Below are 26564 nucleotides of genomic sequence, written 5' to 3' on the forward strand. Positions count from 1 at the left end.
CCGACCGCTCAGCGGTTCAGCCGCGCCATGATCAGCGCATCACGATAGTGGCCGCGCGTCAGAACGTAATCGCGCAGCACCCCTTCACGCGTGAAGCCCAGCTTTTCATAAAGCGCGATCGCGCCCGTATTGGAGGCATGGACCAAAAGCTCGACACGGCGCAGCCCCAGCCAGTCATCGGCCTGCTCGAGAAGCGCCCGCAACAGACGCTCTCCGATGCCTTGCCGGTGGAAATCGTCGCGCACGACCAGCATGACAGTGCCGGTGTGACGGCGGCGGTGCTGCTCGGCCAGTTGCAACGCGCCATGACCGACGACCAGCCCGTCGACGACCGCGACCAGATCGACGATCGGCTCGAACCCTTGTCGCTTGCGCTCGCGCTCGGCCAGCGAACGGAGCGGCAATTGCAGCGTCCCCTCGACCACCGCGGGCATGTTCAACAGCACGGTCATCGCCGCGATATCGGAGGACTCGTAGGGGCGCAGGGTCACGTCTTTTGCGGTGATCGTCATGACTTCTCCTTTGATCGCAAAGAAAAAGGCGGCACGAGGCCGCCTTTTTTGATCCCTCGTCGGCGCGGCTTAGCGGCGCAGCTGATCCAGAAGGATCGAGGTCGGATAGCCGTCCGGCGTCACCCCGATCGAGCGCTGGTAAGCCGAGACCGATTCCATCGTGGCCGAGCCGAACAGACCGTCGATCTCGCCCTGATAGAAGCCCTTCTGCATCAGGCGACGCTGGATTTCCTCGCGCTCGCCGGTCGAAAGGGTGCGGTCGTTGCGCGGCCATGCGCCCTGAATGCCCGGACGGCCCGCGATACGCTCGCCAAGGAAAGCCACGCCAAGCGCGTAGTTGTCCGAGTTGTTGTAGCGCAGGATCGAGCGGAAGTTGTCGAGGATCAGGAAAGCCGGACCACGCGCGCCGGCCGGCATGATGATCGAGCCGGTGCCCGAGGGCAGCGCGCCGCCACCCATGCGCCGCACGCCCTGCGCCGACCAGTCGCGGCTGGATTTGCGGTTGCCTTTGCCGACCTGGCCCATGTTGAAGTTCGAGGGCAGCTGGACCTCGGCACCCCATGCCTGACCGCGCTGCCAGCCGTTGCGCGCCAGATAGGCCGCGGTCGAGGCCAGCGAATCCGTCGGATCCTCGGACCAGATGTCGCGGCGGCCGTCGCCGTTGAAGTCGACCGCGAATTGCAGATAGGAGGTCGGCATGAACTGGGTATGGCCCATCGCGCCCGCCCATGAACCCAGCATATGCTCGGGATCGGTATCGCCCGCCTGCAGGATCTGCAGTGCCGCGATCAGCTGGTTCTGGAACATCGCACCGCGACGCCCGTCATAGGCCAAAGTGGCCAGCGACGGGATGATCTGCATCTTGCCGCGGTTCGCACCGAAGTTCGATTCCATCCCCCAGACGGCCAGAACGATCTCGCGCGGGACGCCGTAGCGCGCCTCGATCGAGGACAAGGTGCTGCTGAGCTGTGCGGCTTTCTGGCGACCGGTGGTCACGCGCACATCCGAAACCGCGCTGTCGAGATAAAGCCAGACGGGACGCGAGAACTCGGCCTGACGGCGGTCGAGACGAATGACCTCGGGGTTATAGCGCGCGAGGCGCATGGCGCGGTCATAGGTCTGCGCCGAGACGCCCGAGGACAACGCGCGCGCACGGAAGCTGCGCACGAAGTTCTGGAGACCGGCCTCGTCGCCGGCAGCCGCCTGCGGGATCGGAGCCACGACCACCGGGCCGGGATTGGCCATGCTCGGGCCGCGGTTCACCGCAACGCCGCAGCTCGAAAGGGCACCGATCACCAGCGCCGAAGCCGCCATGCGGGAGAGGAAAATCGTCATGTCACTGCCTGTCTGTTTGCTTTTTGCCGTTTTGTCGAAGCTTAACGGATGGTTTTAGGCATGAATAGCACAGAATGGCGTGCTTAATGGATGCGCTTGCGCCCGTTGGGGGTCGTCGGCGGAACTGCGTCGTCTTCTGCGCCGTCTTCGTCGTCATCCTCGTCCTCGGGCGGGTTCAACGGGCCGTAAAGCGGCTCGATCTGGGCGACGATGACCGAGTTTTCCTCGAGTGCACGCTCCATCAGGGCGCGCTCTTCGTCAGGGATCTCGTGACCGTCGGCCAGACGTTCCTCGATCGAGCCGTGACCGGTCACTTCGATCGGATTGAGCCCCGCCTGCTTGATGATCGCGACCGTCTCGCGCAGGGCCTCTTCCTCGTCCTTGCCCGAGGCATAGACCAGCATCGCGCCGCCCGTCGCATCCTTGGGCATGCCGTCGTCTTCCGAGCGCCCCAATTCGACCAGCAGCGTATAGACCTTGTGTTCCGCCATGATTTTTCCTTCCTTGTTGCCCAAGCTTATTCCGCGAGGGAGGTCAAAAAACAATGAGCAAGAGCCTGAAACGGGTGGAAGCCGCGCTGGAAACCGCCAAAATTGCGGTCGAAATCCGCGAAATGACCGAAGGCACCCGCACCGCCGAGGATGCCGCCCGTGCGGTCGGCTGCGAGGTCGACCAGATCGCGAAATCGATCATCTTCCGCGGCGAGGACAGCGGCCATGTCGTTTTGTTCCTGACGGCAGGCGGCAACAAGGTCGATCCGGCCAAGGCGACCGAGGTTGCGGGGCAGAAGCTCGGCAAGGCCGATGCCGATCTCATCCGCGCCGAGACGGGATTTGCCATCGGCGGCGTCTCTCCGGTCGGGCATCTGACGCCGATCACCGCCTATTTCGACCCGAGGCTTCAGGATTTCGCGCAGGTCTGGGCCGCAGCCGGCACGCCGCGCCATGTCTTCGCGATCACCCCCGCCGATCTGTTGCGCGTCACCGGCGCGAAACCGGCCGCCTTCACCGCATAGATCGAGCGGCACGCGCCGCGAACAGGCTTCTTTGGGTGGACGCATAGCGGCGGCATTCACACCCTGTACATGTTGTCGCAGCCCCCCTTGTGTGCGCCGCTTTCGCTTGCGGTGGGGCCGCCGCGCCGGTTAGGCCCGCCTCTCCATATTCAGGAGATGCCATGGAACGCTTGATCGAACGCAGCCTATTCGCCAGCCGCTGGCTTATGGCCCCGATGTATGTCGGGCTTGCCGGAGCCCTCGGGATCCTTGTCTGGGTCTTTCTGCAGGAATTGTGGCGTTTCGGACTGACGATTCCGACCATGACGGTCGATGATGCGGTCCTCGGCGTTCTGGCACTGATCGATTTGAGCCTGGCCGCGAACCTTCTGCTGATCGTGATTTTCTCGGGCTACGAGAATTTCATCAGCCGTATGGATATCGCCGATCACAAGGATCGCCCATCGTGGCAGGGCGAGGTCGACTTCACCGGCCTCAAGCTGAAACTCGTGGCCTCGATTGTCGCGATTTCGGGGATCCATCTGCTCAAGGTCTTCATGGATGTCGGGAAATATACGCCCGAGAAGATCAAGTGGATGGTCATTATCCATCTGGTTTTCGTGATCTCGGGTGTGCTTCTGGCGGTGATGGACTGGATCGCCCTTCACGGCAAGACGCTGAAAAAAAGCAAAGCCTGATCGGACAATCTGCCGAGCCAAAGAAAAACCCGCGCCGGAGCGCGGGTTTTTTTTATTCCGTCGATCTGCGCGCCTGTCGCGCAACCGTTCGGCGCGCTTAGCGTGCAATCAGACCTTGGGCACCTATCGCGCCACCGCCCGATAAAGCCAGATCAGGATCACCGCACCCACCAATCCGGCGAGCCCCTGCGCAATCCAGCTTCCGGCAGCGGCATTGATGCCGAACAGGCCGAAAATCGCATTGGCCAGCACTGCGCCGACGATGCCGATGATGACGTTGGTGATGATGCCGGTATCGGCCTTCATAATGTTGCTGGCGATCCATCCGGCCAAGCCGCCGACGATGATTGCTGCAATCCAGCCCAGTCCTTGCATGATGGAAACTCCCTCATATGGAACCCAAATCGAGGGAGTAACGCGGAAAAAGCCGATTTGGTTCACGCAGTTGTCCCGCGTGAACCAAATTTTTGTCTCGGGTCAGTCGCGCAGCAGCTCGTTGATCGAGGTTTTCGAGCGCGTCTTTTCGTCAACGCGCTTCACGATGACCGCGGCATAAAGGTTCACGCCGTTCTTGGAGGGCAGCGAGCCCGCGACCACGACCGAACCGGCCGGTACTTCGCCATACATGACTTCGCCGGTCTCGCGGTCGACGATCTTGGTCGACTGGCCGATGAACACGCCCATGCCGAGGACCGAGCCCTCGCGCACGATCACGCCTTCGACGACTTCGGAGCGCGCGCCGATGAAGCAGTTGTCCTCGATGATGGTCGGGCCGGCCTGCATGGGCTCCAGCACGCCGCCGATGCCGACGCCGCCCGAGAGGTGGACATTCTTGCCGATCTGCGCGCAAGAGCCGACCGTGGCCCAGCCGTCAACCATCGAGCCCTCGTCGACATAAGCGCCGATATTGACGAAGGACGGCATCAGCACGACGTTCTTGCCGATAAAGGCCGATTTGCGGACGATGCTGCCCGGAACGGCGCGGAAGCCGGCCGCGCGCCAACGCGCCTCGTCCCAGCCTTTGAACTTGCTGTCGACCTTGTCCCACCAGCCGGCGTTTTGCGGGCCGCCCTCGAGGATCTCCATATCCTTGAGGCGGAAGCTCAGCAGGACCGCTTTCTTGGCCCATTGATTGACGTGCCAGTCAGCCCCGCGCTTTTCGGCAACGCGCAGCGTGCCGCTGTCCAAGGCCTCGAGCGTGGCCTCGATCGCCTCGCGGGTCTCGCCCTTGGTTGCGGGGGTAATCTGGTCGCGGGTCTCCCATGCGGCTTCAATTGCGGTCTCGAGCGCGGCGTAGGTCATGGCGGGCCTTTCTCACGGGTGGAAAACGAGTTCATCGGGCTATAAGCGTGAGAGTACTCCGGTGCAATGCGCCCCGGCCCCATGTCAGAGGTTTCGATGACTGAAGAAGAAGAACGCAGCCATTCCTTCCGTGACAGTGTGCAGGATGTGAAGGCGGTCCATAATACCCCCGATACCGCGCAAACCCGCGCGCCGGCCTATCGGCTGGCCTTTGTCGACAACGACTTCATGCTGCGCGAGGAATTGCGGCCGGTGCGCCTGCAGCTCGAATTGCTGAAGCCGCAGATGATCATGGACGAACGCGGCATCGCGACGACCGTGGTGATGTTCGGCGGCGCGCGCATTCCCTCGCCCGAGAATGTCGCTTCGGCCAAGACCCCCGCCCTGGCCGAGCTGTCGCGCTATTACACCGAGGCCGTGACTTTCGCCCGCGCCATGACCCAGCGCAGCATGGAGACCTATGGCCGCGATTTCGTCATCTGCACCGGCGGCGGGCCGGGCGTGATGGAGGCAGGCAATCTGGGCGCCCATCAGGCGGGTGGCCAGTCGATCGGCCTATCGATCGTGCTGCCGCACGAGCAGGCTCCGAACAGCTATGTGACGCCGGATCTGTCCTTCAACTTCCACTATTTCGCGATCCGCAAGATGCATTTCCTGATGCGCGCCCGCGCCGTCACGGTCTTCCCGGGCGGTTTCGGGACGCTCGATGAAATGTTCGAGGCGCTGACCCTGATCCAGACCGGCCGGATGAAGAAGGTCCCCTTCATCCTCTTTGGCCGCGAGTTCTGGAACAAGGTCATCAACTGGGAGGCTCTGGCGGAGGCCGGCACGATCAGCCCCGAAGATCTCGAGCTGATCAGCTTTGTCGAGACTGCCGAAGAAGCCGTCGCAATCATCGACGGCTGGAAAAGCAACGACTGCGCCTGAGAGAGACGAGAACCAAAACCGGCGGAGCAATTCGTCCCGCCGGTTTTCTTATGTGCGCAAGACACGCTTTACGGACGGATCAGCGCTTCAAAGCGTGAACGAATACGGAGCGAAGCGGGAGTTACTTGGCAAAAGAGCTGATCTCCTGCTGCTGGGCGTCAGGTTATCTCTGCTGGCTCAGACAGAAGCGGCATTGCTTGTCGGTAACTCTCGGTGGCATCGGGATCCCATGGCCAGCGCCCCGATGTATCGGGCCAAATAAGCTGGAACACACGGAAGTCATCCCCTTTGTAAAACCGGCGCCCCCAACCGACATGCTCGGCATAGTGCTCTTTGAGCATAAGGCTGAAGCAAACGGGAAATCCTTCAAGGAAACCCTCGTAGGGCTGGTTGATGTGACGTGGTTTCGATGCCGATTGAGGAGGCGAAAGGCGGCGAGATCAAGCGCTGCTTTCCATGAGAACAAACACAAGCCTACGCCCGCCGCGCCCTTCATCGCCTCTCCGCTCGCACAGGGCCACGGGATGCAATTCAGGCCGCTGACCGTGGAACCGATGGGTCAAAGAGCAGCGATCCGAGCATCTCGTCCAGATCGACAACCGCGTCCTGACGCAGGGATCGGCATTGCACCAGCCCAGCTTGGCGATACGCAAAGCAGCGGCCGGCGGGAAAACCAGACCATTCCGCCTATGCGTTCAGCAGCGCTCCGCACCGCGAAGCTGAAAAACCGCTATTGGGAGAAGCGCTGCCGATCTTGCGCGATGGCCTTGCCGCCATCCGGTCCTCGCACTGCCCTGGCGGCGAAAGTGCGGAGCGGTGGCTGCCTTAGACGCGGTGATACGGTCCGCCGCCGAGGATGGTTGCGGCGCGGTATATCTGCTCGGTCAGCATGACGCGCACCATCATATGCGGCCAGACCATTTTGCCGAAGCTGATCGAAAGATCGGCGCGGGCGCGCAAGGAGGGGTCGATTCCGTCGGCGCCGCCAATCACGAAACAGATGTCGCGGGCCTGATCGCGCCAGGCTCCGAGATGGCTGGCGAATTCCGGCGAGGTGAGCATATGGCCGCGCTCGTCCAGAATGACCAAAACCGCACCATCGGGGATGGCGCGGTTCAAAAGTTCTGCCTCGGCGGCCATACCGCCACCGCGCTTGTCCTCGACCTCGGTCAGGGTGACTGGGGGAAAACCAAGCGCCCGGCCCGTCTTGGCAAAGCGGGCCAGGTAGTCGGCAACCAGATCGGCCTCGGGCCCTTTCCGCAGCCGACCGACCGCGGCGAGCACAAGACGCATGGCTTAGAACTTCGGCTCGGGAGCAAGCTCGGCGCGGACGAGATCGAGCGTTGCGGCACGCAGGCTATCCGCCGGCATCCACATCTTCTCGAGCTGGTAGAACTCGCGCACCTCAGGGCGGAAGATATGGACGATGACGTCATCGGTGTCGATCAACACCCAGTCACCGGTATCCTTACCTTCGATCCGCACGAGGCGGCCGCATTCCTGCTTGAGCCGTTCGGCCATTTTTTCCGCGATCGAGGCGACCTGACGCGACGAGCGGCCCGAGGCGATCACCATGTGATCGGCCATGGCCGAACGACCGCGGAGGTCGATGGTCACGACATCTTCGGCCTTATCATCGTCAAGAGAGGCGAGGACACGTTCAAGCAACTGATCGCTGGTCAGTTCTTGAATCGGTGTGGCGGTCGCTGCCGGCTGTGCGGCCGGCGAGACGATACTGGACAGGGGTCATACTCCGGACAACGCGCCGATCTCCCCGGCGCAGGGTTCCTTATAAAATAGCATCATTTCGGTTTTTCTCAATGCCCCCTGACCGAAGCTTTGACGCGGCGCCGGCCAAACCGCCCGAATGGCGACGAAAACGCCCCCGCGTCACGCCCGTGCCCCCATGCCGAAACGCCGACCCGAAGCCGCGAAAGCCGCCTGCCCGCTCTGCCGTCCTTTGTCGAATCACCCCCGCGCCGACCCTTCGACCATGCAGGAACGGTCTTAAGAAAGGATGAATGCCTAATCGTTGAGGGTCATGATCGCAGGCGGCGGGCTGTCCTCGGGCGCTTGTAGCATGCGTACTTCCATCTGCGGATAGGGCAGCGAGATCCCGTTCTTCTGGAAACTCTCCCACAGCGCGAGAAAGACCTGACCGCGGACGTTGATCAGCCCCGCGGTCGGGTCCGAAATCCAGAAACGCAGCACATATTCCACCGAACGCTCGCCGAAATTGGTGATCCAGCATACCGGCGTGCGCTGTGCCAGCACGCGCTTGACCGTCAGGGAGGCATTGATGGCAAGCTTGCTCACGAGCTGCGGATCGTCGCGATAAGAGGTGCCGAAAGTCAGATCGAGGCGGACGTAATCATTGGTATGGGACCAGTTGACCACCTGCCCCGTAACGAAATCCTCGTTCGGAATCAGATATTCGCGCCCGTCGCGGGTCACCACGCTGACATAGCGCGCGCCAAGATCCTCGATCCAGCCGAACGTATCGCCGATGCTGATGACATCACCGGGCTTGATCGATTTATCCATCAAAATGATGACGCCCGACATCAGGTTCGAGACGATCTTTTGCAGACCGAAACCGAGACCCACGCCAAGCGCGCCGGTGAAAACCGTGAATCCTGTCATGTCGAAACCGGCGGCCTTCAGCCCGATCAGCACCGCAAGGCTGATCAGAACGACCTGAAGGATCTTGCCGATCAGTACCTGGATCGCGGGCGAAATATCGGCGTTCCTCGCCAGCCGCCCCGAGACGATCCGCCCGAAAGAGCGCGACAGCGAGATCAGAAGCACCGTGACCAGAACCGCCTTGAGCACCGTCAGCGCCGAAAGCCGGAAGCTGCCGAAGGTCACCGAAATGCTGTCGAGCAGGTCCGAGGCAGGCTCCAGAAAGCCCAGAAAGTAAAGCGTCACCCAGATCCACGCGACCCAGCTGACGATGCGGCGCAAGAAACGGTTGCGGATCACCCGCGCGAAAAAGCCCACCGCCGCCCATGCCGTCGCGATCATCGCGGCAACCGCGATCATCTGGCTGCGCGACGGCCAAGTCAGCTCGCGCAGGATCCAGACCGTGATCCAGGCGAAAAGCGCAAAGAGAATCACCCTCAGCCTTTGCTGGAACAAGATCCCCAGACGCAGCTTCCATTTCGGCCAGCCCTGCCGCCTGCGCAGCCATGACGTCAGCCAATGGCCCAAGGGTTTCGCGGCGGTGTGCGCCAGAACGAACAGCCCGAGGATCGCCAGAAGCTGGTAAAGCCGCCACGGCAGCAGCATGCCCTTGCCGAAGAGCGCGATCTGCGACCACAGCGCGCCCGCCGCGTCTGAGATATCGGGTGACAACAGGTCCATAGGCCCTCCGCAGGCCCTCGCGGGCACTCGCGGCCCCTCCGCCGCGCGCGGGCAGTTGAACATTCCCGCGCGTCATGGGCAAGCCTGCGGGCAAGGGTGGCGCAATGGCCGCACCATCGTGCGATCACGGTCGCGGGCCCTGCGCCCGAGCCTTGGGATATTGCGCGATAAGGCGATCCGGCCTAAATAATCTTCCATGCGAGGATTCATCTACTTCGACATTCATGACCGCGCCCGTTTGCCCGGGCGGTTCTATGGCGAAAGCCTTTCGGTTACCGCCCGACTTTGATCGGAATGCGGGCCGCTTTCGCGTGCCCTTTCCGCAGACCGCCGTTTCGGGGCTGCGGCTTTTACGTTTCCCAAGCTACTCTTTAAGAAAGAGACAGCCATGACCGGCAACACCAATACGGGCAGCCCCCGTACCCTCTACGACAAAATTTTCGACGCCCATGTGGTGGATCTGGCGGAAGACGGCACCGCCGTTCTCTATATCGACCGCCATCTGGTCCACGAAGTGACCTCGCCCCAGGCCTTCGAGGGTCTGCGCATGGCCGGCCGCAAGGTCCATTCGCCCGAGCGCACCATCGCCGTGCCGGACCATAACGTGCCGACCACCGCCGACCGCGTGAACGGCATCGAAAACCCCGAGGGCCGCATTCAGGTCGCAGAGCTGGACAAGAACGCGCGCGAATTCGGGCTGAACTACTACCCGATGAGCGATATCCGCCAAGGCATCGTCCATATCGTCGGCCCCGAGCAGGGCTGGACCCTGCCCGGCATGACCGTCGTTTGCGGCGACAGCCATACCGCGACCCATGGCGCATTCGGCGCTCTGGCCCACGGCATCGGCACCTCGGAAGTCGAGCATGTTCTGGCGACCCAGACGCTGATCCAGAAGAAATCCAAGAACATGAAGGTCGAGATCACCGGCAAGCTGCGCCCCGGTGTGACCGCGAAAGACATCACCCTCGCGGTGATCGGCAAGACCGGCACCGCCGGCGGCACCGGCTATGTCATCGAATACATGGGCGAGGCGATCCGCGACCTGTCGATGGAAGGCCGCATGACCGTCTGCAACATGGCGATCGAAGGCGGCGCCCGTGCCGGCATGATCGCGCCCGACGAAACGACCTTCGCCTATTGCCAGGGCCGCCCGCATGCGCCCAAGGGCGCAGCGTGGGAAGCCGCGGTGACGTGGTGGAAGACGCTGTTCAGCGATGAAGGCGCGCATTGGGACAAAGTCGTCACCATCCGCGGCGAAGACATCGCGCCCGTCGTGACCTGGGGCACCTCGCCCGAGGACGTTCTGGCGATCACCGACAAAGTCCCCGCCCCCGAGGATTTCGAAGGCGGCAAGGTCGAAGCGGCCCGCCGTTCGCTGGAATACATGGGCCTGAAGCCGGGCACGCCGCTGAACGAGATCAAGATCGACGCGGTCTTCATCGGTTCGTGCACCAACGGCCGGATCGAGGATCTGCGCGCCGCTGCCGGCATCCTGAAAGGCAAGCATCTGGCGGACGGCGTGCGCGGCATGATCGTTCCGGGCTCGGGCCTTGTGCGCCTTCAGGCCGAGGAAGAGGGTCTGGACAAGATCTTCACCGATGCGGGTTTTGAATGGCGTCTGGCAGGCTGCTCGATGTGTCTGGGCATGAACCCCGACCAGCTGGCACCGGGCGAGCGCTGCGCCGCGACCTCGAACCGCAACTTCGAGGGCCGCATGGGCCGTGGCGGCCGCACCCATCTGATGTCGCCGGTCATGGCGGCGGCGGCGGGCATCGCCGGTCACCTGACCGACGTGCGCGACGTGATGGGCGAAACCGTCTGATCCTTATGCGGGCTGGCTGTGCCTTTCGGGCGCAGTCACCCGCAGATGGGTCAAAGCGTTCAGGGCGATCATGAGCAAGCCGAGGTTTTCAAAGATGAAATTCAGCGAAATGCTGGCGATCTCCGCTCCGATCAGGCTGTCCATGTGATGGAAGCCCACGGCGCGCACCATGACGAAGGTCACCAGAACGAAGAGGCCCGCAAAGGCCAGACCGTTCTCGCGGACCTTGCCGCGCATCTTGGCCAACATCAGGGCGATGACCGTCGAAATGCCGATGATCATGCCGCCGATGAACAGCTTCTGAATGGTCTGGCGGTCCTCGTACCAGCCCTGGATATGGGACATGCAGCGCCCCGTCGCGGTCAGGGCGGTCTGGAGATCGAGCTGCTTGTTGAGGGCCAGAAACAGCATCAGCCCCGTAATGATGACCCACAAGCCGCGGCCGCGCTGCCCTTTAAGGCGCATGGTCACCATATAGGCCAGACCGAAACAGACGAGATACGAGACCACCGTCAGCCATCCGGTCACGTTGGGATCACCGATTTGCGGGCTCCAATCCTGAGCGACACACGTCCTTAGCGAAACAGAACCCACACTCTCAACCATTGAAACACCACACGATTTGCGCGTTACACCTGAATTGTAGTCTTGTCGAACGAGACGCTGAACGGCAAGTCAAACTGCGAGGACAAAATGGACAAATTCACGACCATGACCGGCATCGCGGCGCCGATGCCGCTGGTGAACATCGACACGGATATGATTATCCCCAAGCAATTCCTGAAAACGATCCACCGTTCGGGTCTTGGTAAAAATCTCTTCGACGAGATGCGCTACGATGCCGAAGGCAACGAGCTGCCCGATTTCATCCTCAACCAGCCCGCCTACCGCGAATCGCAGATCATCGTCGCCGGCGACAATTTCGGCTGCGGCTCCTCGCGCGAGCATGCCCCTTGGGCGCTGCTGGATTTCGGCATCCGCGCCGTGATCTCGACCAGCTTCGCCGACATCTTCTTCAACAACTGCTTCAAGAACGGCATCCTGCCGATCGTGATGCCGCAAGAGGTCGTCGACGTGCTGATGGAGGACGCCCGCAAAGGCGCCAATGCCCGCATCACCATCGATCTCGAAAACCAGCAGGTCACCACCTCGGACGGCCAGAGCTTCCCCTTCGAGGTGGATGCGTTCCGCAAGCATTGCATGATCAACGGCCTCGACGATATCGGCCTGACCCTCGAGAAATCCTCGAAGATCGACAGCTACGAAGACAAGATGGCCCAGTCGCGTCCCTGGGTCTGAGCCGGCCCGTGCGGTTGCGTTCCGCACCTTTGCACCCTCTGTCGGGGGCGGCGCGCGCCGCGGCCCTCGGCCTTCTTTCCCTCCCGCTTTGCGCCTTGCCCGCTCCGGCCGAACCTTTGCGCATCGCGACCTTCTCCCCCGATCTCGGCCGCAGGGGGCCCGGCCTTTTGTACCGCGACATGTTGGGCGGCAAGGATGCCCAGATTGCGGCGGTGGTGGCGGTAATCGCCCGCGCCGACCCCGATCTGCTGCTGCTGACCGGCATCGATTGGGATTACGACAATCTCGCCCTGAAAGAACTCGCCCGACAGCTCTCGGCTGCGGGTGCCGGTTATCCCCATCTCTACGCAAGCCGCCCCAATAGCGGCATGGATTCGGGGCTGGACCTCGACCAGAACGGCCGGCTCGGCACTGCGGATGATGCGCAGGGCTTCGGCTTTTTCACGGGTCAGGACGGAATGGCGGTGCTCTCGCGCCATCCGCTCGGGCCGGTTACCGATTACAGCGCGTTTCTGTGGCGCGATCTGGAGGGCAATCTGATGCCCCCCGCCCCGCCCGAGATCGCCGCCGCGCAAAGGTTGTCCTCGGTCGCGCATTGGGATCTGCCGGTCGAGATCGCGGGCCGGAGCCTGCATCTTCTGGCCTATTCCGCGACCCCGCCTGTCTTTGACGGCCCCGAGGACCGCAACGGAAGGCGCAACCACGACGAGACTGCCTTTTGGCAGGACCGTCTGCCCGAGGCCCCCTTTGTGCTGCTCGGCAACGCCAATCTCGACATCAACGACAGCGAGGGCCGCCCCGAGGCTTTGGCCGCGCTATTGTCCACGCTTCAGGATCCGCTGCCGCAAAGCGCGGGCGGCAAGGCCTATCCCCAAAACGGCGCGAACAGCCGACACAAGGGTGATCCGGCGCTTGATACCGCGAATTGGCCGGCAGCCGACGGGCCGGGCAATATGCGTGTCGATTACGTCTTGCCCGCACAGAGCCTGCGCATTCTCGATGCGGGCGTCCTCTGGCCCGATCCGCAGGATGATTTCGCCAAAACCGTCGAGGCCGCGTCGCGCCACCGTCTGGTCTGGGTCAACCTCGACTGGCCGCCAACCACCGCCCCGACGACCGAGCTGAGAACCGAAGAGGAAAACGGGCCGGAAGGCGGGGTGAAAAAAATGCCGCCGCTTCCCGAGACGGCCGATGGAGGAGGAACCGGCAAGGGAAGGGCGGCAGTGCCATGAACTATCCCCGCGCGATGGGGACGGCCTGAACCCAGACTGTCGTGCCCCCGACCGCGCCGCAACCGTCGGCCCGAAAGCGCGGGCTCGAAAGCCCCGCGCTGCCCGATCGCGCGCCACCCGGGCGCGAATTGCCCGCCTTTTGTCCAATGCGCGCTTGGGCGGGCCGGTCGCATCTGCGCGCATTTGCGCGCGCATCCTCGGAGCCGCGCCATGAAACCGTCACGCTCTTCACAGTCGCGCTGGTGATCAAATTGAATGATTGCAGCACATTCGCCGCCGTGCGACCGTTTCCCCATGTAGCCATTCGCCACACAGAGAGGATCCAAGATGCGCCTTATCGTCACTGCCGCCGCTCTTATCGCCCTTCCGTTCATGGCCCTTGCCGACGAGAAGGTAGAAGACAACGTCAAGGCCCGTCAGGGGTTCTTCGAGATGCTCGCCGCCAATATGGGCCCGCTCGCGGGGATGGCGAAGGGCGAGATGGATTACGACGAAGCCGCAGCGGCGACCGCCGCAGCCAATATCGAGACGCTGACCAAATACACCCTGCCGATCCATTTCATCGCCGGCAGCTCCAGCGCGGATTACGACGACAGCAACGCCAAGCCCGACATCTGGAACAATCTCGACGATTTCGGCAGCAAATTTGCGGCTCTGGGTACAGCGGCGGCCGGTGCTTCCGAGGCGGTCAAAGGCGGTCAGGCCAATGTCGGGCCGGTGGTCCAAAAGCTCGGCGCGGCCTGCAAGGCCTGCCATGACGTCTACCGCGAGAGCGAGTGATGGCTGCCGCCTCCGGCCCCGAAAAGGTAAAGCTGTGGGACCCGCTTTTGCGCGGGTTCCACTGGCTGCTGGCGTTTTTCGTGGTGGCGGCATGGTGTCTGGGCCAGTTCGGCCCGCTGATCATGACGCTGCACTTCTGGTGCGGCTATATGGTCATCGCGCTTTTGGCGTTCCGGCTGGTCTGGGGCTTTGTCGGCCCCCCTTCCGCGCGCTTTTCCAGCTTCCTGCACGGACCTTCGGCGACTTTGGGCTATATGCGCGGGCTTTCCTCGCGCGAGCCGAGCCATTGGCCGGGGCATAATCCGCTTGGCGGGCTTTCGGTCATCGCCATGATCGCGGCGCTGGTCGCGCAGGTCTCGACCGGCCTGATCGCGGACCCCGACGATTTCGTCAATGTCGGCCCCCTCGCCTCGTCGGTCAGCCGTGCGGCCAGCACAAAAGCGGTCGGCTGGCACCATTTCGGCGCCACCGTCATCCTGATTCTGGTGCTGCTCCATCTGGCGATGATCCTCTACTACCGGCTCTGGAAGCGCGAGGATCTGGTCAAGCCGATGATAACCGGCTGGAAAGACGTGCGTCGCGACTAGTCCTCACGCGCCGGTCACATATTCGCCAGACCAATTGATCGAATAGAGGTGCCGCGTCATAGTTTGAACAGGGCCACGGTCTGACGATCCGCTCCGTTCACGGCTCCGCCACCAGAGATGATCCCTGCCGCCGGTCCCCCCAGCAACCCTAAGGAGCTTTCGACATGAAGATGAAGACCCTCACCGTTGCCTTCGCCATCGCAGCCGCTTCGGCGCTTCCGGCTTTTGCCGCAGGCGGCGACTGCGCCGGCAAAACCGCCCCGCAGCAGCAAAGCTCGATCTCCGCGCCCACGACCTCGGGTACCCAGAGCGTGGCCGTGCCCGGCTAAGGAAAGCCGCCCGAGCCGGCGCATGTCCGCGCGGGTGCATGGGCGCCATGACCGGAACAGAAAGGCGCGGCGGGTTTCCCCGCCGCGCCTTTTCGGTTTTGGCCCGAGCCTGCGGCTCAGTTGAACTTGTTGTCCTGCGGGAAGCCGCGCGGGGCCATGCGGCCGGCGGTGCCGCGCTTGCCCAGCCATTCGGAGAGGTCTTCCTCGCGGCGGGTGCGGCCGGCGGGATCTTTCCACGACAGGCCCTGTGCCAGCGTGATGAAGGTCGCGTCGGACAGTCCGCCGTCCTTGAACTTCTGGAGCCGCACGCCCTTGCCGCGCGCCATTTCCGGCAGCTCGTCCAGCGCGAAGACCAGAACCTTGCGGTTCTCGCCCACAACCGCGACATGATCGCCCGAGACGACGCGGCACAAAAGCGCGTCCCCGTTCAGAACCTGTTTGCCGCTGCGGGTCTGGGCCAGAATGTCCTGCGCCGCGACGACGAAACCATCGCCCGCTTTCGAGGCCACGAGATATTTCACGCCGTCGCGCCACGCGAACATGTCGATGACGGCGACATCGTTGGGCAGGTCGATCATCAGACGCAACGGCTCGCCCATGCCGCGTCCGCCGGGCAGGTTCGCGCCCAGAAGCGTGTAGAAACGCCCGTTCGCGCCATAGATCATCAGCTTGTCGGTGGTCTCGGCGTGGAAGGCCATGAAGGGGCCGTCGCCGTCCTTGAACTTGATCTCGGCATCCAGAGCCTGATGCCCCTTCATCGCGCGGATCCAGCCCATTTTCGACAAGATCACGGTGATCGGCTCGCGCTCGATCATGCTGTCCATGTCGATCGGGGCGATTTCCTCGGCCTCGGCGATCTCGGTGCGGCGCTGGCCACCGGGAGCGGATTTGCCGAACAGCTTGCGCATCTCGCGCAGCTGCTCCGAAATCTGGGCCCATTGCTGGCCTTCATCGGCAAGCATGCCCTCGAGGGCGGCGCGTTCTTCCAAAAGCTTGCTGTGTTCGGCGCGAAGCTCCATTTCCTCGAGCCGGCGCAAGGCGCGCAGGCGCATGTTGAGGATGGCCTCGACCTGAACTTCGGTCAGCTTGAATTCGGCCGCCAGAACCGCTTTCGGATCATCCTCGTAGCGGATGATCTCGATGACGCGATCAAGGTTGAGGAAGGCGATCATATAGCCTTCGAGCACCTCGAGCCGCGCCGCGATCTTGGCCAGCCGGAAATTCGAGCGCCGCACCAACACGTCGCGGCGGTGATCGAGGAAAGCGCGGATCACTTCTTTCAGCGAGCAGACCTTGGGCATGCGCCCGTCGATCAGAACGTTCATGTTCAGGCCGAAGCGTACTTCGAGATCCGAGGTGCGGAACAAAGCCGCCATCAGCTGCTCGGGATCGACCGCGCGGGTCTTGGGCTCGAGCACGATGCGGATGTCTTCGGCGGATTCGTCGCGCACATCGGCGAGAATCGGCACTTTCTTGATCTGGATGATCTCGGCCAGACGCTCGATCAGCTTGGATTTCGCGACCTGATAGGGGATCTCGGTGACGACGATCTGCCATTGGCCGCGGCCCAGATCCTCGACCGCCCAACGCGCCCGCAGGCGCAAGCTGCCGCGTCCGGTGCGGTAGGCCTCGGCAATGACGTCGCGGCTTTCGACCAGAACGCCGCCGGTCGGGAAGTCCGGCCCCGGCATGATCGAGATCAGCGTATCGTCGCGCGCATCCGGCGTCTTGATCAGATGCAGGCAGGCGTCGATGACTTCATGCAGGTTGTGGGGCGGAATGTTCGTGGCCATGCCGACCGCGATCCCCGAAGAGCCGTTGGCCAGCAGGTTCGGATAGGCGGCGGGCATTACGACCGGCTCTTCGAGCGTGCCGTCGTAGTTGGGCCGCATGTCGACCGCATCCTCGGCCAGCCCCTCCATCAGGGCTTCGGCGGCGGCGGTCAGGCGGGCCTCGGTGTAACGCGAAGCGGCGGGGTTGTCGCCGTCGATATTGCCGAAGTTGCCCTGACCGTCGACCAGCGGATAGCGCATGACGAAAGGCTGCGCCAAACGCGCCATCGCATCATAGATCGCGCCGTCGCCGTGGGGGTGATAGTTGCCCATCACATCGCCCGAAATCTTGGCGGATTTGCGGAAAGCTCCGGTCGCCGACAGCCGGAGTTCGCGCATCGCGTAAAGGATGCGACGGTGCACCGGCTTCAACCCGTCACGCGCATCGGGCAGCGCCCGGTTCATGATGGTCGAGAGCGCATAGGTCAGATAGCGCTCGCCGATGGCGCGCGACAGCTGCTCGGAGGTGGTGTTTTCGGTCTCGCCCTCGGGGCGGTTCACATCATCTGACATGGCAATGTGAATACGTCTGAGCGCGCGCCCGGTCCAGCCGGTTTTTACGCATGAGCGGCAGTTCAACACCACCTGTCCTAAAGTTCAACGTTCCTTCCGGAACAAATGGCGTCATTAAAGGTTAACGCTGCAAAGGCAGAGCAGGCGGACAAGAACAGATCGTGCTGGGCAGAGCACGGCACAGACGGCCAAAGGCGGATCACGCCGGCCCGGAGCGCGCAACATGTATCGAGTCGTTATTTTGACCCTCACCGGTCTTTTCGTCGTTTTCGTTCTGGCCAGCGCGCCGGAGTTTCGGGGCGGGACCAATGCCGCCTCCTCCAGTCATACGCGTGCCGCCGGTTCCAATGCCCGAAGCGCGTCAGACTTGACCTATCAGCGCAGTTCGGATCAGCTTCGCGGCAATGCGTTCCGGACCATTCCGGTCACCGCGCAGCAATAAGCTCTGACCGCCTCGTTCCGCGTGCCGCCCGGCCGCCGGACGAAGGCCGCGCCTGATGGTAACCGATTGATGAAAACTGTTTTGCTGACGGGATGCTCGTCGGGTATCGGCCGCGATGCCGCCCACCACCTGACCGAGAAAGGCTGGCGCGTGCTGGCCACCTGCCGCAAGGAAGAAGACGCCGAAACCCTTCGCGCTGAAGGCTTCGAGAGCTTCGCGCTCGATCTCGCCTCCGAGGAAAGCGTCAGTGCGGGCGTGGCCCGTGCCCTCTCGCTCGGGCCGGTTCACGCTCTGGTCAACAATGGTGCCTTCGCGCTTCCCGGCGCGGTCGAGGATCTGCCGCGCGGCGGGCTGCGCCAGATCTTCGAGACCAATCTGTTCGGCACCCATGACCTCACCCGCCAGCTGATTCCCCATTTCCGCGCCAATGGCGAGGGCCGCATCGTCACCATCAGCTCGGTTCTGGGCCTCGTGGGCATCCCGTGGCGCGGGGCCTATGTCGCGACGAAATTCGCGCTCGAAGGGCTGACGGATGTGCTGCGCGTCGAGATGGCCGATACGCCGATCAGGATTTCCCTGATCGAGCCGGGCCCGATCGGCACGGCGATCCGCCTCAAATCCATCCCGCATTTCGAGCGCTGGATCGACTGGGAAAACAGCCCGCGCCGCCGGCAATACGAGGACACATTGCTCAAGCGGCTCTACCAACCCGCCGCGAAAAAGGACCGCTACGAGCTGCCGCCAAGCGCCGTCAGCGCGAAAATCGCCCATGCGCTCGGGAGCGCCAATCCGCGCCGTCGCTATTACGTGACGACTCCGACCTATCTCTCGGGCTTCGGAAAGCGCATCCTGTCCACGCGCGCACTGGACTGGTTCGCGCGCCGGAGCTAGTCAGAGACATGCAAAACGATCCCTTCATCTATGTTGCCGCCTTCGCCTGCCTTGTCGTCCTCGCGATCCTCGTGATCGGGGTTCTGGGCTTTGCCCAAGGCGGAAAGTTCAACAGCCGCAATGCCAACCGCCTGATGCGTTGGCGCATCGGGGCGCAGGCCGTCGCGCTGCTGGTCATCATCGCTTACGTCTGGTCGCGGGGGGGCTGATGGTCGTTCTCAACAAGATCTACACCCGCACCGGCGACAAGGGCGAAACCGCTTTGTCGAACGGCGAACGGGTCGCGAAACATGCCCTGCGGGTCGAGGCCTACGGCACGGTGGACGAGCTGAACGCAACGCTCGGCCTCGCGCGGCTTCATGCGGATGGCGGGATGGCGGCGCAGATCGCCGTGATCCAGAACGATCTTTTCGACCTCGGGGCCGATCTCTCGCGCCCGCGGATGGAAGAAGATGCCGAGGCGCCCTATCCGGTCCTGCGCATCATCGACACGCAGGTCGACCGCCTCGAAAGCGAAATCGACGCGATGAATGCGCGCCTTGCCCCGCTGCGCAGCTTCATTCTGCCGGGCGGCTCGACCCTGGCCGCGCATCTGCACCTTTGCCGCACCGTCGCGCGCCGCGCCGAACGCGCCGCAACCGCGCTGGCGGCCGACGAGGACGCCAATCCGGCGGCGATCAAATATCTCAACCGCCTGTCCGACTGGATGTTCGTCGCAGGCCGCATCGCCAACAACGACGGCCAGGACGATATCCTCTGGATCCCCGGAGCAAGCCGTTAGCGGGAACATGGGGCAAAGCACCGTTCGCGACGTCATCTGGTCGCTTTTGCCTTGTGCAACCGCAGAAACGCCCGCTACCAATTCCACCAACGTCATGACGCAACCAAGGGAGAGGGAACAATGAAGGTTCTCGTGCCAGTGAAGCGCGTGATCGACTATAACGTCAAAGCCCGTGTGAAGGCTGACGGTTCTGGTGTCGATCTTGCGAATGTGAAGATGTCGATGAACCCCTTCGACGAAATCGCTGTCGAAGAGGCGATTCGCCTGAAAGGAAAAGGCGTCGCCGAGGAAGTCGTCGTTGTCTCGATCGGCGTGAAACAAGCCGCCGAAACACTGCGCACCGCCCTTGCAATGGGTGCCGACCGCGCGATCCTGATCGTGGCTGCCGATGACGTCCACACCGATATCGAGCCGCTGGCCGTCGCCAAACTGCTCAAGGCCGTGGTCGATCAGGAACAGCCCAAACTGGTCATCGCCGGCAAACAGGCGATCGACAACGACATGAACGCCACCGGCCAGATGCTTTCGGCGCTGCTCGGCTGGGGTCAGGCCGCTTTCGCCTCGAAAATCGAGATCGACGGCGAAAAAGCCCGCGTCACGCGTGAAGTCGACGGCGGTCTCCAGACCATCGAAGTCTCGTTGCCCGCGATCGTCACGGCCGACCTGCGCCTGAACGAGCCGCGCTATGCCTCGCTTCCCAACATCATGAAGGCGAAGAAAAAGCCTTTGGATGAAAGGACCGCCGCCGATTACGGCGTCGATGTCAGCCCGCGCCTGACCGTGGTTTCGACCAAAGAACCCGAAGGCCGCAAGGCGGGGATCAAGGTCGGCTCGGTCGACGAGCTGGTCGGCAAACTCAAAGAAGCGGGGGTGATCTGATGGCTGTTCTTCTTCTCGGCGAAGTCACCAATGGCGAACTCAGCGTTGATGCGACCGCCAAAGCGGTGAATGCGGTCAAGGCTCTGGGCGATGTCACCGTGCTTTGCGCCGGCGCATCGGCGAAAGCCGCCGCCGACGAGGCCGCGAAAATCGCGGGCGTCGCAAAGGTTCTGGTCGCCGAAGACGCGATCTACGGCCACCGTCTGGCGGAACCGACCGCAGCGCTGATCGTCAGCCTTGCGGATGGCTACAGCCATATCGCCGCGCCCTCGACCACGGATGCGAAAAACGTCATGCCCCGCGTCGCGGCGCTGCTTGATGTCATGGTCATTCCCGATGTCTCGGCCATCGTCGACGCCGACACGTTCGAGCGTCCGATCTATGCGGGGAACGCGATCCAGACCGTGAAATCCTCGGACGGCAAGAAAGTCTTCACCGTCCGCACGGCCAGCTTCGATGCTGCCGGTCAGGGTGGTTCTGCCGCGGTCGAGGCCGTCGCTGCAGCCGCAAACCCGGGCCTCTCGGCTTGGGTCTCGGACGAGGTCGCCAAATCCGACCGCCCCGAGCTGACCTCGGCCGGCAAAGTCGTCTCGGGCGGCCGCGCTCTCGGCTCGAAGGAAAACTTCGCGATCATCGAAAAGCTCGCCGACAAACTCGGCGCGGCTGTCGGTGCATCGCGCGCGGCAGTCGACAGCGGCTATGCCCCGAACGACTGGCAGGTCGGCCAGACCGGCAAGGTCGTGGCACCCGAGCTTTACGTCGCTGTCGGCATCTCGGGGGCGATCCAGCACCTCGCGGGCATGAAGGATTCGAAAGTCATCGTTGCGATCAACAAGGACGAAGAAGCCCCGATCTTCCAGATCGCGGATTTCGGCCTCGTCGGCGATCTCTTCCAGATCGTGCCGGAATTGACCGAGAAACTCTGATCTCCCGCCCCGCCGCCGGTTTTTCTTCATCAGAAAAATACCCGTGGCGGGGTTTGCGGACCCGAAGACGGCGCCTCGGCGCCCAAGCGGACCAGTTGGACCGCCCGCCCCACCGGCGGGCGGTTTTCTCATTGAAACCGGCAGGCCCTTGCGCCATCGTCTCGGCCAAGCGACGAAAGGATGGGAAGATGGCGATTCAATCAGTGGGCATTATCGGCGCGGGCCAGATGGGCAACGGCATTGCCCATGTCTTTGCCCTCGCGGGCTTTGACGTGCTGATCACGGATATTTCGCGCGAATCCCTCGACAAGGCGGTGGCGCTGATTTCGCGCAACCTCGACCGTCAGGTCAGCCGCGAGAAGATCTCGCAGGCCGACAAGGACGCCGCGATGCAGCGGATTTCGACCACGATGCAGCTGTCCGATCTCGGACAATGCGATCTGGTGATCGAGGCTGCGACCGAGCGCGAGACCGTCAAACAGGCGATCTTCGAAGACCTCGTGCCGCATCTGAAGCCGGAAACCATCCTGACCTCGAACACCTCGTCGATCTCGATCACGCGCCTCGCGAGCCGCACCGACCGTCCGGGCAAGTTCATGGGCTTCCACTTCATGAACCCCGTTCCGATCATGCAGCTGGTCGAGTTGATCCGCGGCATCGCCACCGACGAGGACACCTATCAGCAGCTGCTGGCCGTCGTCGAGAAGATCGGCAAGACCGCCGCCAGCGCCGAGGATTTCCCCGCCTTCATCGTCAACCGGATCCTGATGCCGATGATCAACGAGGCGGTCTATACGCTTTACGAAGGCGTGGGCTCGGTCAAATCCATCGACGAATCGATGAAGCTTGGCGCGAACCACCCGATGGGCCCGCTGGAGCTTGCCGATTTCATCGGCCTCGACACCTGCCTCGCGATCATGAACGTGCTGCACGAGGGTTTGGCCGATACGAAATACCGTCCCTGCCCGCTTCTGACGAAATATGTCGAGGCCGGCTGGCTTGGCCGCAAGACCGGCCGCGGCTTTTACGATTACGCAGGCGAAGTGCCGGTTCCGACCCGCTGATCGCCAGCTGCCCGAAATCGAAACCGCCCGAAACGGAAAAGGCGCGCCCAAGTGGCGCGCCTTTCTTTTGGGGTTTTTGGGTGATGAAGAAGGCTCAGCCCTTCTTGCCGATCTTCGGTTCGGTTCCCGCCATGATGCGTTCGATATTGGCGCGGTGGCGGATGAAGATCAGGACCGCCATGAAGCCTGCGGTCAGCGCGAGCGGCCAGCCGTCGAGCCAGAGCGCGATGAACGGGCTCAGCGCAGCGGCGACCAGTGCCGAGAGCGACGAGATCCGCATGACCAGCGCCATGACCAGCCAGATCGCGCAAGCCGTCAGACCGAGCCGCCAATCAAGCGCGAGCAGCGTGCCGAGAAAGGTCGCGACCCCTTTGCCGCCCTTGAAGCCCAGCCAGACCGGATAGAGGTGGCCGAGAAAGGCCGCCGCGCCCGCGATCAGGGCAGCATCCTCGCCGCCGAGCCAACGCGCCAGCAGGACCGCAATCGCGCCCTTGCCGCTGTCGAGCAGCAAGGTTGCCAGTGCCGCGCCCTTATGGCCGGTGCGCAGCACATTGGTCGCGCCGATATTGCCCGAGCCGATCTGGCGCAGATCGCCCAGACCCAAAGCGCGGGTGATCACGATGCCGAAAGGGACGGAGCCGAGCAGATAGCCGATCAGCGCCCAAAGGATCACAGTCATGCGGCCTCTCCGAATACGCGGGTGCCAGCGACCCATGTTCCGAGCACCTTGCCCTCCATCCGCGCGCCGTCAAAGGGGGTATTCTTCGACTTGGACAAAAGTTTGAAGCGGTCGAGGATGAAAGGTGCATCGGGATCGAAGAGCACCAGATCCGCCGGCGCCCCGACCGAAAGGCGACCCGCATCCAGGCCCAGACGCTTGGCCGGATTGAGCGACATCGCCCGCCACAGCTGCGGTAGGCTGAGCCCGCCCTGATGGTAAAGCCGCATTGCTGCCGGCAGCAGGGTCTGCAGGCCGACCGCGCCGGGTGCGGCCTCGGCAAAGGGCAGGCGCTTGGATTCCTCGTCCTGCGGGGTGTGGAAGCTCGCGATCACGTCGATCAGCCCCTCGCCCACCGCCTCGATCATCGCCAGACGGTCATCTTCGGAGCGCAGCGGCGGGGTGAAGCGGAAGAAGCTGCGGTAGCCGCCGATGTCGTATTCGTTCAGCGTCAGGTGGTGGATCGAGACGCCCGCCGTCACATCCAGCCCCTCTTCCTTGGCACGGCGCAGCACCGGCAGGCTGCCCGCCACCGTGATCTGGTCGGCATGCCAGCGGCAGCCGGTCATGCGCACGAGGCCGAGGTCGCGGTCGAGCCCCATGACCTCCGCCTGCGGCGAAACCGCCGAAAGCCCGTAGAGCGAGGCGAATTTGCCCGAGGTCGCGACAGCCCCCTGCGACAGGCCAGGCTCTTGCGGATGGCCGATGATCAGCGCCTTGAGGCCACGCGCATAGGTCATGCAGCGCGACAGAAGCCGCGTATCGCCGACAACACGCACGCCATCGGTAAAGGCCACCGCGCCACCATCGAGCAAAAAGCCCATCTCGACCATCTCGCGGCCCGCACGACCGCGCGTCAGGCTGGCCATATGGCGGATGTTGACCGGCGCATCGGCCGCGCGGCGGGCGGCGAATTCAAGCGATTCCGGCGCGTCGATCGGCGGCAAGGTATCGGGGCGCGCGATCACGGTGGTGACGCCACCCGCCGCAGCCGCCAGCCCTGCCGAGCGGAAGCTTTCCTTGTGGCGCTCGCCCGGCTCGCCGATCTTGACGCCCCAATCGACCAGCCCCGGAGCGAGGCATTTGCCGCCTGCGTCGATGATGTCCGCACCCTCGGGGGCCTCGGCATCGCGGGCGGTGATGACGCCGTTTTCGATCGTCAGGCTGCCGGTTTCATCAGTCTGGTTTTCAGGATCGATCAGGCGGGCATTGATGAAATGCTGGATCATGGCGCGTCTTTCGCAAGCGGTTGGGTCGCAGCCCCGAAGGCTGCTTTTGGGGGCAAGGGAGCGGTCTGGATCTGGCGGATCAGCCGCATGACCTGTTGCGCCTCGGGGATAAGCAGAAAGGCCTCGCCGCGACGCAGGGCGCGGGTCGGCGGGCCGAAGAGGATGGAGCCGGGGGTCCCGGCCTCGAGGGTGATCTCGGTCTCGGGGGTAATCGGCACGGTGGTCAGGCGACGGCCGCGCACCGGAATATCGGTGGCGATGATCGCGCGGCGATCGGTCAGCGTGTACCAGGTGCGCGAGCGGATATAGGCGGGTACGATATTGCCCGCGATGGTCTGGCGCGCACCGACGATCAGGAACAGAAAGCCGAAGACCCACATCAGCGTATCGGCCTGCGCGGCTTTGAACATCCAGAACAACGCGAAACAGACCATGACGACGCCCATGATCGTGCTGGTGAAATCGCCGTCGAACCAGCGGATGCCCTTGTCGGGGCGCCCCTGCCAGAGAATTGTCTCGCCCTCGTCCAGAAGGCCCTGCCAGCCGGAGAGATCAGCCATGATGCACCTCGCGGGTCGGGGCGGCCTCCAGCGCCTCCTTGGCGGCGAGCATCTTTGCATGGACCGCCTCCGCATCGGGCAGATGCTCGAAACCGATCACGCGGACGAGGCGGGTGCTGCTCCAGCCCGCGGTTTCGGCAAAGCCGATCGAGCCCGTGCCCTGCCCCACGCCCTTCGTCAGCGAAACGAGCTTCATCGTCGCCAGAGGATAATCCTGCTGGCTCAGGCCCGAAAGCGAAGGGCGCAGAATGATCGCGCGCCGGTCGGTCAGGACGTATTGCGTGCGGCGCGCCAGATAGGGCCGGAGCAGGAAAACCTCGGCCAAAAGCGCAAGGCTGACCAGAAGGCCGATCCCCCGCGCCATGCCGCCCGAACGCTCGGCACCGCCGAAGCCGGTATAGAGAAAATAGCCCGCGATCGCGAAAGACAGCAGATCGCCCCGCCGAAACGCGAAACCGGCGGCGGGCCGGCCCTGCCAGAGGATGCGCTCCCCCACGGCAAGGGACGGCGCGGCCATCGTCTCGGGATCGGCCGTCAGGCTCATACCATGACCCCGCCCGAGGCGGCGCGGCCGCGCTCGGCGCGCAGGTTGCGGGCCAGAAGATCCATCGCGGCCATGCGGACGGCAACGCCCATTTCGACCTGATCGCGGATGACCGAATGGTTGATGTCGTCGGCGATGGTGCCGTCGATCTCGACACCGCGGTTCATCGGGCCGGGGTGCATGACGATCGCATCCGGCGCGGCCAGCGCCAGCTTTTCGGCATCCAGCCCCCAGCGGTGGTAGTATTCACGCTCCGACGGGATGAATCCGCCGTCCATCCGTTCCTTCTGGAGGCGCAGCATCATCACGACATCGGCGCCCTTGAGCCCCTCGCGCATATCCTCGTAGACTTCGACGCCCAGCTCGCGGGCGCCCGAAGGGATCAGGGTGGCGGGGCCGACAAGGCGCAGACGCGCCTCCATCTTGCCCAGAAGCAGCATGTTCGAACGCGCGACGCGGCTATGGGCGATGTCGCCGCAAATCGCGACGGTCAGGCGGTGCAGACGGCCCTTGGCGCGGCGGATCGTCAGCGCATCCAGAAGCGCCTGCGTCGGGTGCTCGTGCCGCCCGTCGCCCGCGTTCAGGACCGCGCAATTGACCTTTTGAGCCAGAAGATCGACCGCGCCCGATTGCGGATGGCGCACGACCAGCAGATCGGGATGCATCGCGTTCAGGGTCAAAGCGGTGTCGATCAGGGTTTCGCCTTTTTTCACGCTGGAATGGGCGACATCCATATTCATCACATCCGCGCCCAAACGCTTGCCCGCCAGCTCGAAGCTGGACTGGGTGCGGGTCGAGTTCTCGAAGAACAGGTTGATCTGCGTCATCCCCTCAAGCGCGTCCGAGCGTTTGATGGTGCGCCGGTTCAGCTCGACATAAGTCTCGGCCAGATCGAGCAAAGTGGTGATTTCTGCGGGTGCGAGGGGTTCGATCCCCAGAAGATGACGGGCGCGAAACATGGCAATGGTCCCTCGGTGCGGTTCATTCCTCTATCGCAAATGC

The 26564-nt window shown here is 63.4% G+C and carries 31 protein-coding genes and 1 pseudogene; 16 read left to right on the top strand and 16 right to left on the bottom strand.

What is annotated here, in order from left to right:
* Nucleotides 1-8: 8 nt before the first annotated feature.
* The 3 genes from ACFFUC_RS00870 to ACFFUC_RS00880 form a co-directional block, all read right to left on the bottom strand.
* The gene (locus tag ACFFUC_RS00870; protein ID WP_377682653.1) at nt 9-512 is read right to left on the bottom strand and encodes a GNAT family N-acetyltransferase; all 504 of its coding nucleotides are present in this window, start codon (nt 510-512) and stop codon (nt 9-11) included.
* Nucleotides 513-581: 69 nt separating this feature from the next.
* Nucleotides 582-1847, bottom strand: a complete 1266-nt coding sequence (locus tag ACFFUC_RS00875; RefSeq protein WP_377682655.1) for a lytic murein transglycosylase — start codon at nt 1845-1847, stop codon at nt 582-584.
* Nucleotides 1848-1930: 83 nt separating this feature from the next.
* A complete protein-coding gene (locus tag ACFFUC_RS00880) occupies nt 1931-2338 on the bottom strand; it encodes a DUF8846 family protein (protein WP_377682656.1) in 408 nt (135 codons plus the stop codon).
* Between the two features lie 53 nt (nt 2339-2391).
* Here ACFFUC_RS00880 and ACFFUC_RS00885 point away from each other — a divergent pair, with 53 nt between their 5' ends.
* Both ACFFUC_RS00885 and ACFFUC_RS00890 read left to right on the top strand, forming a co-directional pair.
* A complete protein-coding gene (locus tag ACFFUC_RS00885) occupies nt 2392-2862 on the top strand; it encodes a YbaK/EbsC family protein (protein WP_377682658.1) in 471 nt (156 codons plus the stop codon).
* A 161-nt stretch (nt 2863-3023) separates the two neighbouring features.
* A complete protein-coding gene (locus ACFFUC_RS00890; protein ID WP_377682659.1) occupies nt 3024-3539 on the top strand; it encodes a TIGR00645 family protein in 516 nt (171 codons plus the stop codon).
* Nucleotides 3540-3662: 123 nt separating this feature from the next.
* Here the strand turns inward: ACFFUC_RS00890 and ACFFUC_RS00895 are convergent, their stop codons facing one another.
* Both ACFFUC_RS00895 and dapD read right to left on the bottom strand, forming a co-directional pair.
* Nucleotides 3663-3914, bottom strand: coding sequence for a GlsB/YeaQ/YmgE family stress response membrane protein (locus tag ACFFUC_RS00895; protein ID WP_377683592.1), 252 nt, complete (start codon nt 3912-3914; stop codon nt 3663-3665).
* A 102-nt stretch (nt 3915-4016) separates the two neighbouring features.
* Nucleotides 4017-4841 carry a 2,3,4,5-tetrahydropyridine-2,6-dicarboxylate N-succinyltransferase gene (gene dapD / locus ACFFUC_RS00900; RefSeq protein ID WP_377682661.1) on the bottom strand — a complete coding sequence of 275 codons (825 nt, stop codon included), beginning with the start codon at nt 4839-4841 and terminating at the stop codon, nt 4017-4019.
* 96 nt (nt 4842-4937) lie between these two features.
* On the opposite strand from dapD, the gene ACFFUC_RS00905 reads away from it, so the two are divergent.
* Complete coding sequence (locus ACFFUC_RS00905) at nt 4938-5768, top strand: LOG family protein (protein ID WP_377682663.1); 831 nt, start codon at nt 4938-4940, stop codon at nt 5766-5768.
* A 158-nt stretch (nt 5769-5926) separates the two neighbouring features.
* On the opposite strand, the pseudogene ACFFUC_RS00910 reads toward ACFFUC_RS00905, so the two are convergent.
* The 4 genes and pseudogenes from ACFFUC_RS00910 to ACFFUC_RS00925 form a co-directional block, all read right to left on the bottom strand.
* A pseudogene (locus tag ACFFUC_RS00910) lies at nt 5927-6166 on the bottom strand (DUF4262 domain-containing protein); the annotation flags it as partial.
* A 427-nt stretch (nt 6167-6593) separates the two neighbouring features.
* Nucleotides 6594-7061 carry a 23S rRNA (pseudouridine(1915)-N(3))-methyltransferase RlmH gene (gene rlmH, locus ACFFUC_RS00915; protein WP_377682664.1) on the bottom strand — a complete coding sequence of 156 codons (468 nt, stop codon included), beginning with the start codon at nt 7059-7061 and terminating at the stop codon, nt 6594-6596.
* Nucleotides 7062-7064: 3 nt separating this feature from the next.
* Nucleotides 7065-7502 carry a ribosome silencing factor gene (gene rsfS, locus ACFFUC_RS00920; protein ID WP_377683594.1) on the bottom strand — a complete coding sequence of 146 codons (438 nt, stop codon included), beginning with the start codon at nt 7500-7502 and terminating at the stop codon, nt 7065-7067.
* A gap of 291 nt (nt 7503-7793) precedes the next feature.
* Nucleotides 7794-9131, bottom strand: coding sequence for a mechanosensitive ion channel family protein (locus ACFFUC_RS00925; RefSeq protein ID WP_377682666.1), 1338 nt, complete (start codon nt 9129-9131; stop codon nt 7794-7796).
* 388 nt (nt 9132-9519) lie between these two features.
* Between ACFFUC_RS00925 and leuC the strand changes: the two genes are divergently transcribed.
* A complete protein-coding gene (leuC, locus tag ACFFUC_RS00930; protein ID WP_377682668.1) occupies nt 9520-10956 on the top strand; it encodes a 3-isopropylmalate dehydratase large subunit in 1437 nt (478 codons plus the stop codon).
* 3 nt (nt 10957-10959) lie between these two features.
* Here leuC and ACFFUC_RS00935 read toward each other — a convergent pair whose 3' ends face one another.
* Nucleotides 10960-11484 carry a hypothetical protein gene (locus ACFFUC_RS00935; RefSeq protein ID WP_377682670.1) on the bottom strand — a complete coding sequence of 175 codons (525 nt, stop codon included), beginning with the start codon at nt 11482-11484 and terminating at the stop codon, nt 10960-10962.
* Nucleotides 11485-11649: 165 nt separating this feature from the next.
* On the opposite strand from ACFFUC_RS00935, the gene leuD reads away from it, so the two are divergent.
* The 5 genes from leuD (at nt 11650) to ACFFUC_RS00960 (ending at nt 15183) form a co-directional block, all read left to right on the top strand.
* The gene (gene leuD / locus ACFFUC_RS00940) at nt 11650-12255 is read left to right on the top strand and encodes a 3-isopropylmalate dehydratase small subunit (protein WP_377682671.1); all 606 of its coding nucleotides are present in this window, start codon (nt 11650-11652) and stop codon (nt 12253-12255) included.
* A gap of 8 nt (nt 12256-12263) precedes the next feature.
* Complete coding sequence (locus ACFFUC_RS00945) at nt 12264-13487, top strand: endonuclease/exonuclease/phosphatase family protein (RefSeq protein ID WP_377682673.1); 1224 nt, start codon at nt 12264-12266, stop codon at nt 13485-13487.
* 327 nt (nt 13488-13814) lie between these two features.
* On the top strand, nt 13815-14267 hold the full coding sequence (locus ACFFUC_RS00950; protein ID WP_377682675.1) for a c-type cytochrome: 453 nt from the start codon (nt 13815-13817) through the stop codon (nt 14265-14267).
* Nucleotides 14267-14854: a cytochrome b/b6 domain-containing protein gene (locus ACFFUC_RS00955; protein ID WP_377682676.1), complete on the top strand. Its 588-nt coding sequence runs from the start codon at nt 14267-14269 to the stop codon at nt 14852-14854. The genes ACFFUC_RS00950 and ACFFUC_RS00955 overlap by 1 nt, the downstream gene beginning before the upstream one ends.
* 164 nt (nt 14855-15018) lie before the next feature.
* A complete protein-coding gene (locus ACFFUC_RS00960) occupies nt 15019-15183 on the top strand; it encodes a hypothetical protein (protein ID WP_377682678.1) in 165 nt (54 codons plus the stop codon).
* Nucleotides 15184-15299: 116 nt separating this feature from the next.
* Here ACFFUC_RS00960 and parC read toward each other — a convergent pair whose 3' ends face one another.
* Nucleotides 15300-17528: a DNA topoisomerase IV subunit A gene (gene parC, locus ACFFUC_RS00965; protein ID WP_377682680.1), complete on the bottom strand. Its 2229-nt coding sequence runs from the start codon at nt 17526-17528 to the stop codon at nt 15300-15302.
* 223 nt (nt 17529-17751) lie between these two features.
* Here parC and ACFFUC_RS00970 point away from each other — a divergent pair, with 223 nt between their 5' ends.
* The 7 genes from ACFFUC_RS00970 (at nt 17752) to ACFFUC_RS01000 (ending at nt 22511) form a co-directional block, all read left to right on the top strand.
* Nucleotides 17752-17970 carry a hypothetical protein gene (locus tag ACFFUC_RS00970; protein ID WP_377682682.1) on the top strand — a complete coding sequence of 73 codons (219 nt, stop codon included), beginning with the start codon at nt 17752-17754 and terminating at the stop codon, nt 17968-17970.
* Nucleotides 17971-18039: 69 nt separating this feature from the next.
* The gene (locus tag ACFFUC_RS00975; RefSeq protein ID WP_377682684.1) at nt 18040-18861 is read left to right on the top strand and encodes an SDR family NAD(P)-dependent oxidoreductase; all 822 of its coding nucleotides are present in this window, start codon (nt 18040-18042) and stop codon (nt 18859-18861) included.
* 8 nt (nt 18862-18869) lie between these two features.
* The gene (locus ACFFUC_RS00980; RefSeq protein ID WP_377682686.1) at nt 18870-19070 is read left to right on the top strand and encodes a twin transmembrane helix small protein; all 201 of its coding nucleotides are present in this window, start codon (nt 18870-18872) and stop codon (nt 19068-19070) included.
* Entirely contained in the window at nt 19070-19642 is a 573-nt protein-coding gene (locus ACFFUC_RS00985; protein WP_377682688.1) for a cob(I)yrinic acid a,c-diamide adenosyltransferase, read from the top strand. The genes ACFFUC_RS00980 and ACFFUC_RS00985 overlap by 1 nt, the downstream gene beginning before the upstream one ends.
* Nucleotides 19643-19762: 120 nt before the next feature.
* Nucleotides 19763-20521, top strand: coding sequence for an electron transfer flavoprotein subunit beta/FixA family protein (locus ACFFUC_RS00990; protein WP_377682689.1), 759 nt, complete (start codon nt 19763-19765; stop codon nt 20519-20521).
* Nucleotides 20521-21447, top strand: coding sequence for an electron transfer flavoprotein subunit alpha/FixB family protein (locus ACFFUC_RS00995; protein ID WP_377682691.1), 927 nt, complete (start codon nt 20521-20523; stop codon nt 21445-21447). The genes ACFFUC_RS00990 and ACFFUC_RS00995 overlap by 1 nt, the downstream gene beginning before the upstream one ends.
* Nucleotides 21448-21635: 188 nt before the next feature.
* Entirely contained in the window at nt 21636-22511 is an 876-nt protein-coding gene (locus tag ACFFUC_RS01000; RefSeq protein WP_377682693.1) for a 3-hydroxybutyryl-CoA dehydrogenase, read from the top strand.
* Between the two features lie 94 nt (nt 22512-22605).
* Here the strand turns inward: ACFFUC_RS01000 and plsY are convergent, their stop codons facing one another.
* Genes plsY through ACFFUC_RS01025 form a run of 5 tightly spaced genes read right to left on the bottom strand, consistent with a single transcriptional unit; the run spans nt 22606 to nt 26521 of the window.
* A complete protein-coding gene (gene plsY / locus ACFFUC_RS01005; RefSeq protein WP_377682695.1) occupies nt 22606-23190 on the bottom strand; it encodes a glycerol-3-phosphate 1-O-acyltransferase PlsY in 585 nt (194 codons plus the stop codon).
* Entirely contained in the window at nt 23187-24458 is a 1272-nt protein-coding gene (gene pyrC, locus ACFFUC_RS01010; protein ID WP_377682697.1) for a dihydroorotase, read from the bottom strand. The genes plsY and pyrC overlap by 4 nt, the downstream gene beginning before the upstream one ends.
* Nucleotides 24455-25018, bottom strand: a complete 564-nt coding sequence (locus tag ACFFUC_RS01015; protein ID WP_377682698.1) for a hypothetical protein — start codon at nt 25016-25018, stop codon at nt 24455-24457. Before ACFFUC_RS01015 ends, pyrC begins: the two co-directional genes overlap by 4 nt.
* The gene (locus ACFFUC_RS01020; protein WP_377682700.1) at nt 25011-25562 is read right to left on the bottom strand and encodes a hypothetical protein; all 552 of its coding nucleotides are present in this window, start codon (nt 25560-25562) and stop codon (nt 25011-25013) included. Before ACFFUC_RS01020 ends, ACFFUC_RS01015 begins: the two co-directional genes overlap by 8 nt.
* The gene (locus ACFFUC_RS01025) at nt 25559-26521 is read right to left on the bottom strand and encodes an aspartate carbamoyltransferase catalytic subunit (protein WP_377682702.1); all 963 of its coding nucleotides are present in this window, start codon (nt 26519-26521) and stop codon (nt 25559-25561) included. The genes ACFFUC_RS01020 and ACFFUC_RS01025 overlap by 4 nt, the downstream gene beginning before the upstream one ends.
* Nucleotides 26522-26564: the final 43 nt, after the last annotated feature.

Origin of the sequence: Paracoccus cavernae, from assembly GCF_042430175.1 — a bacterium.
Classification (GTDB): Bacteria; Pseudomonadota; Alphaproteobacteria; order Rhodobacterales; family Rhodobacteraceae; genus Paracoccus; species Paracoccus cavernae.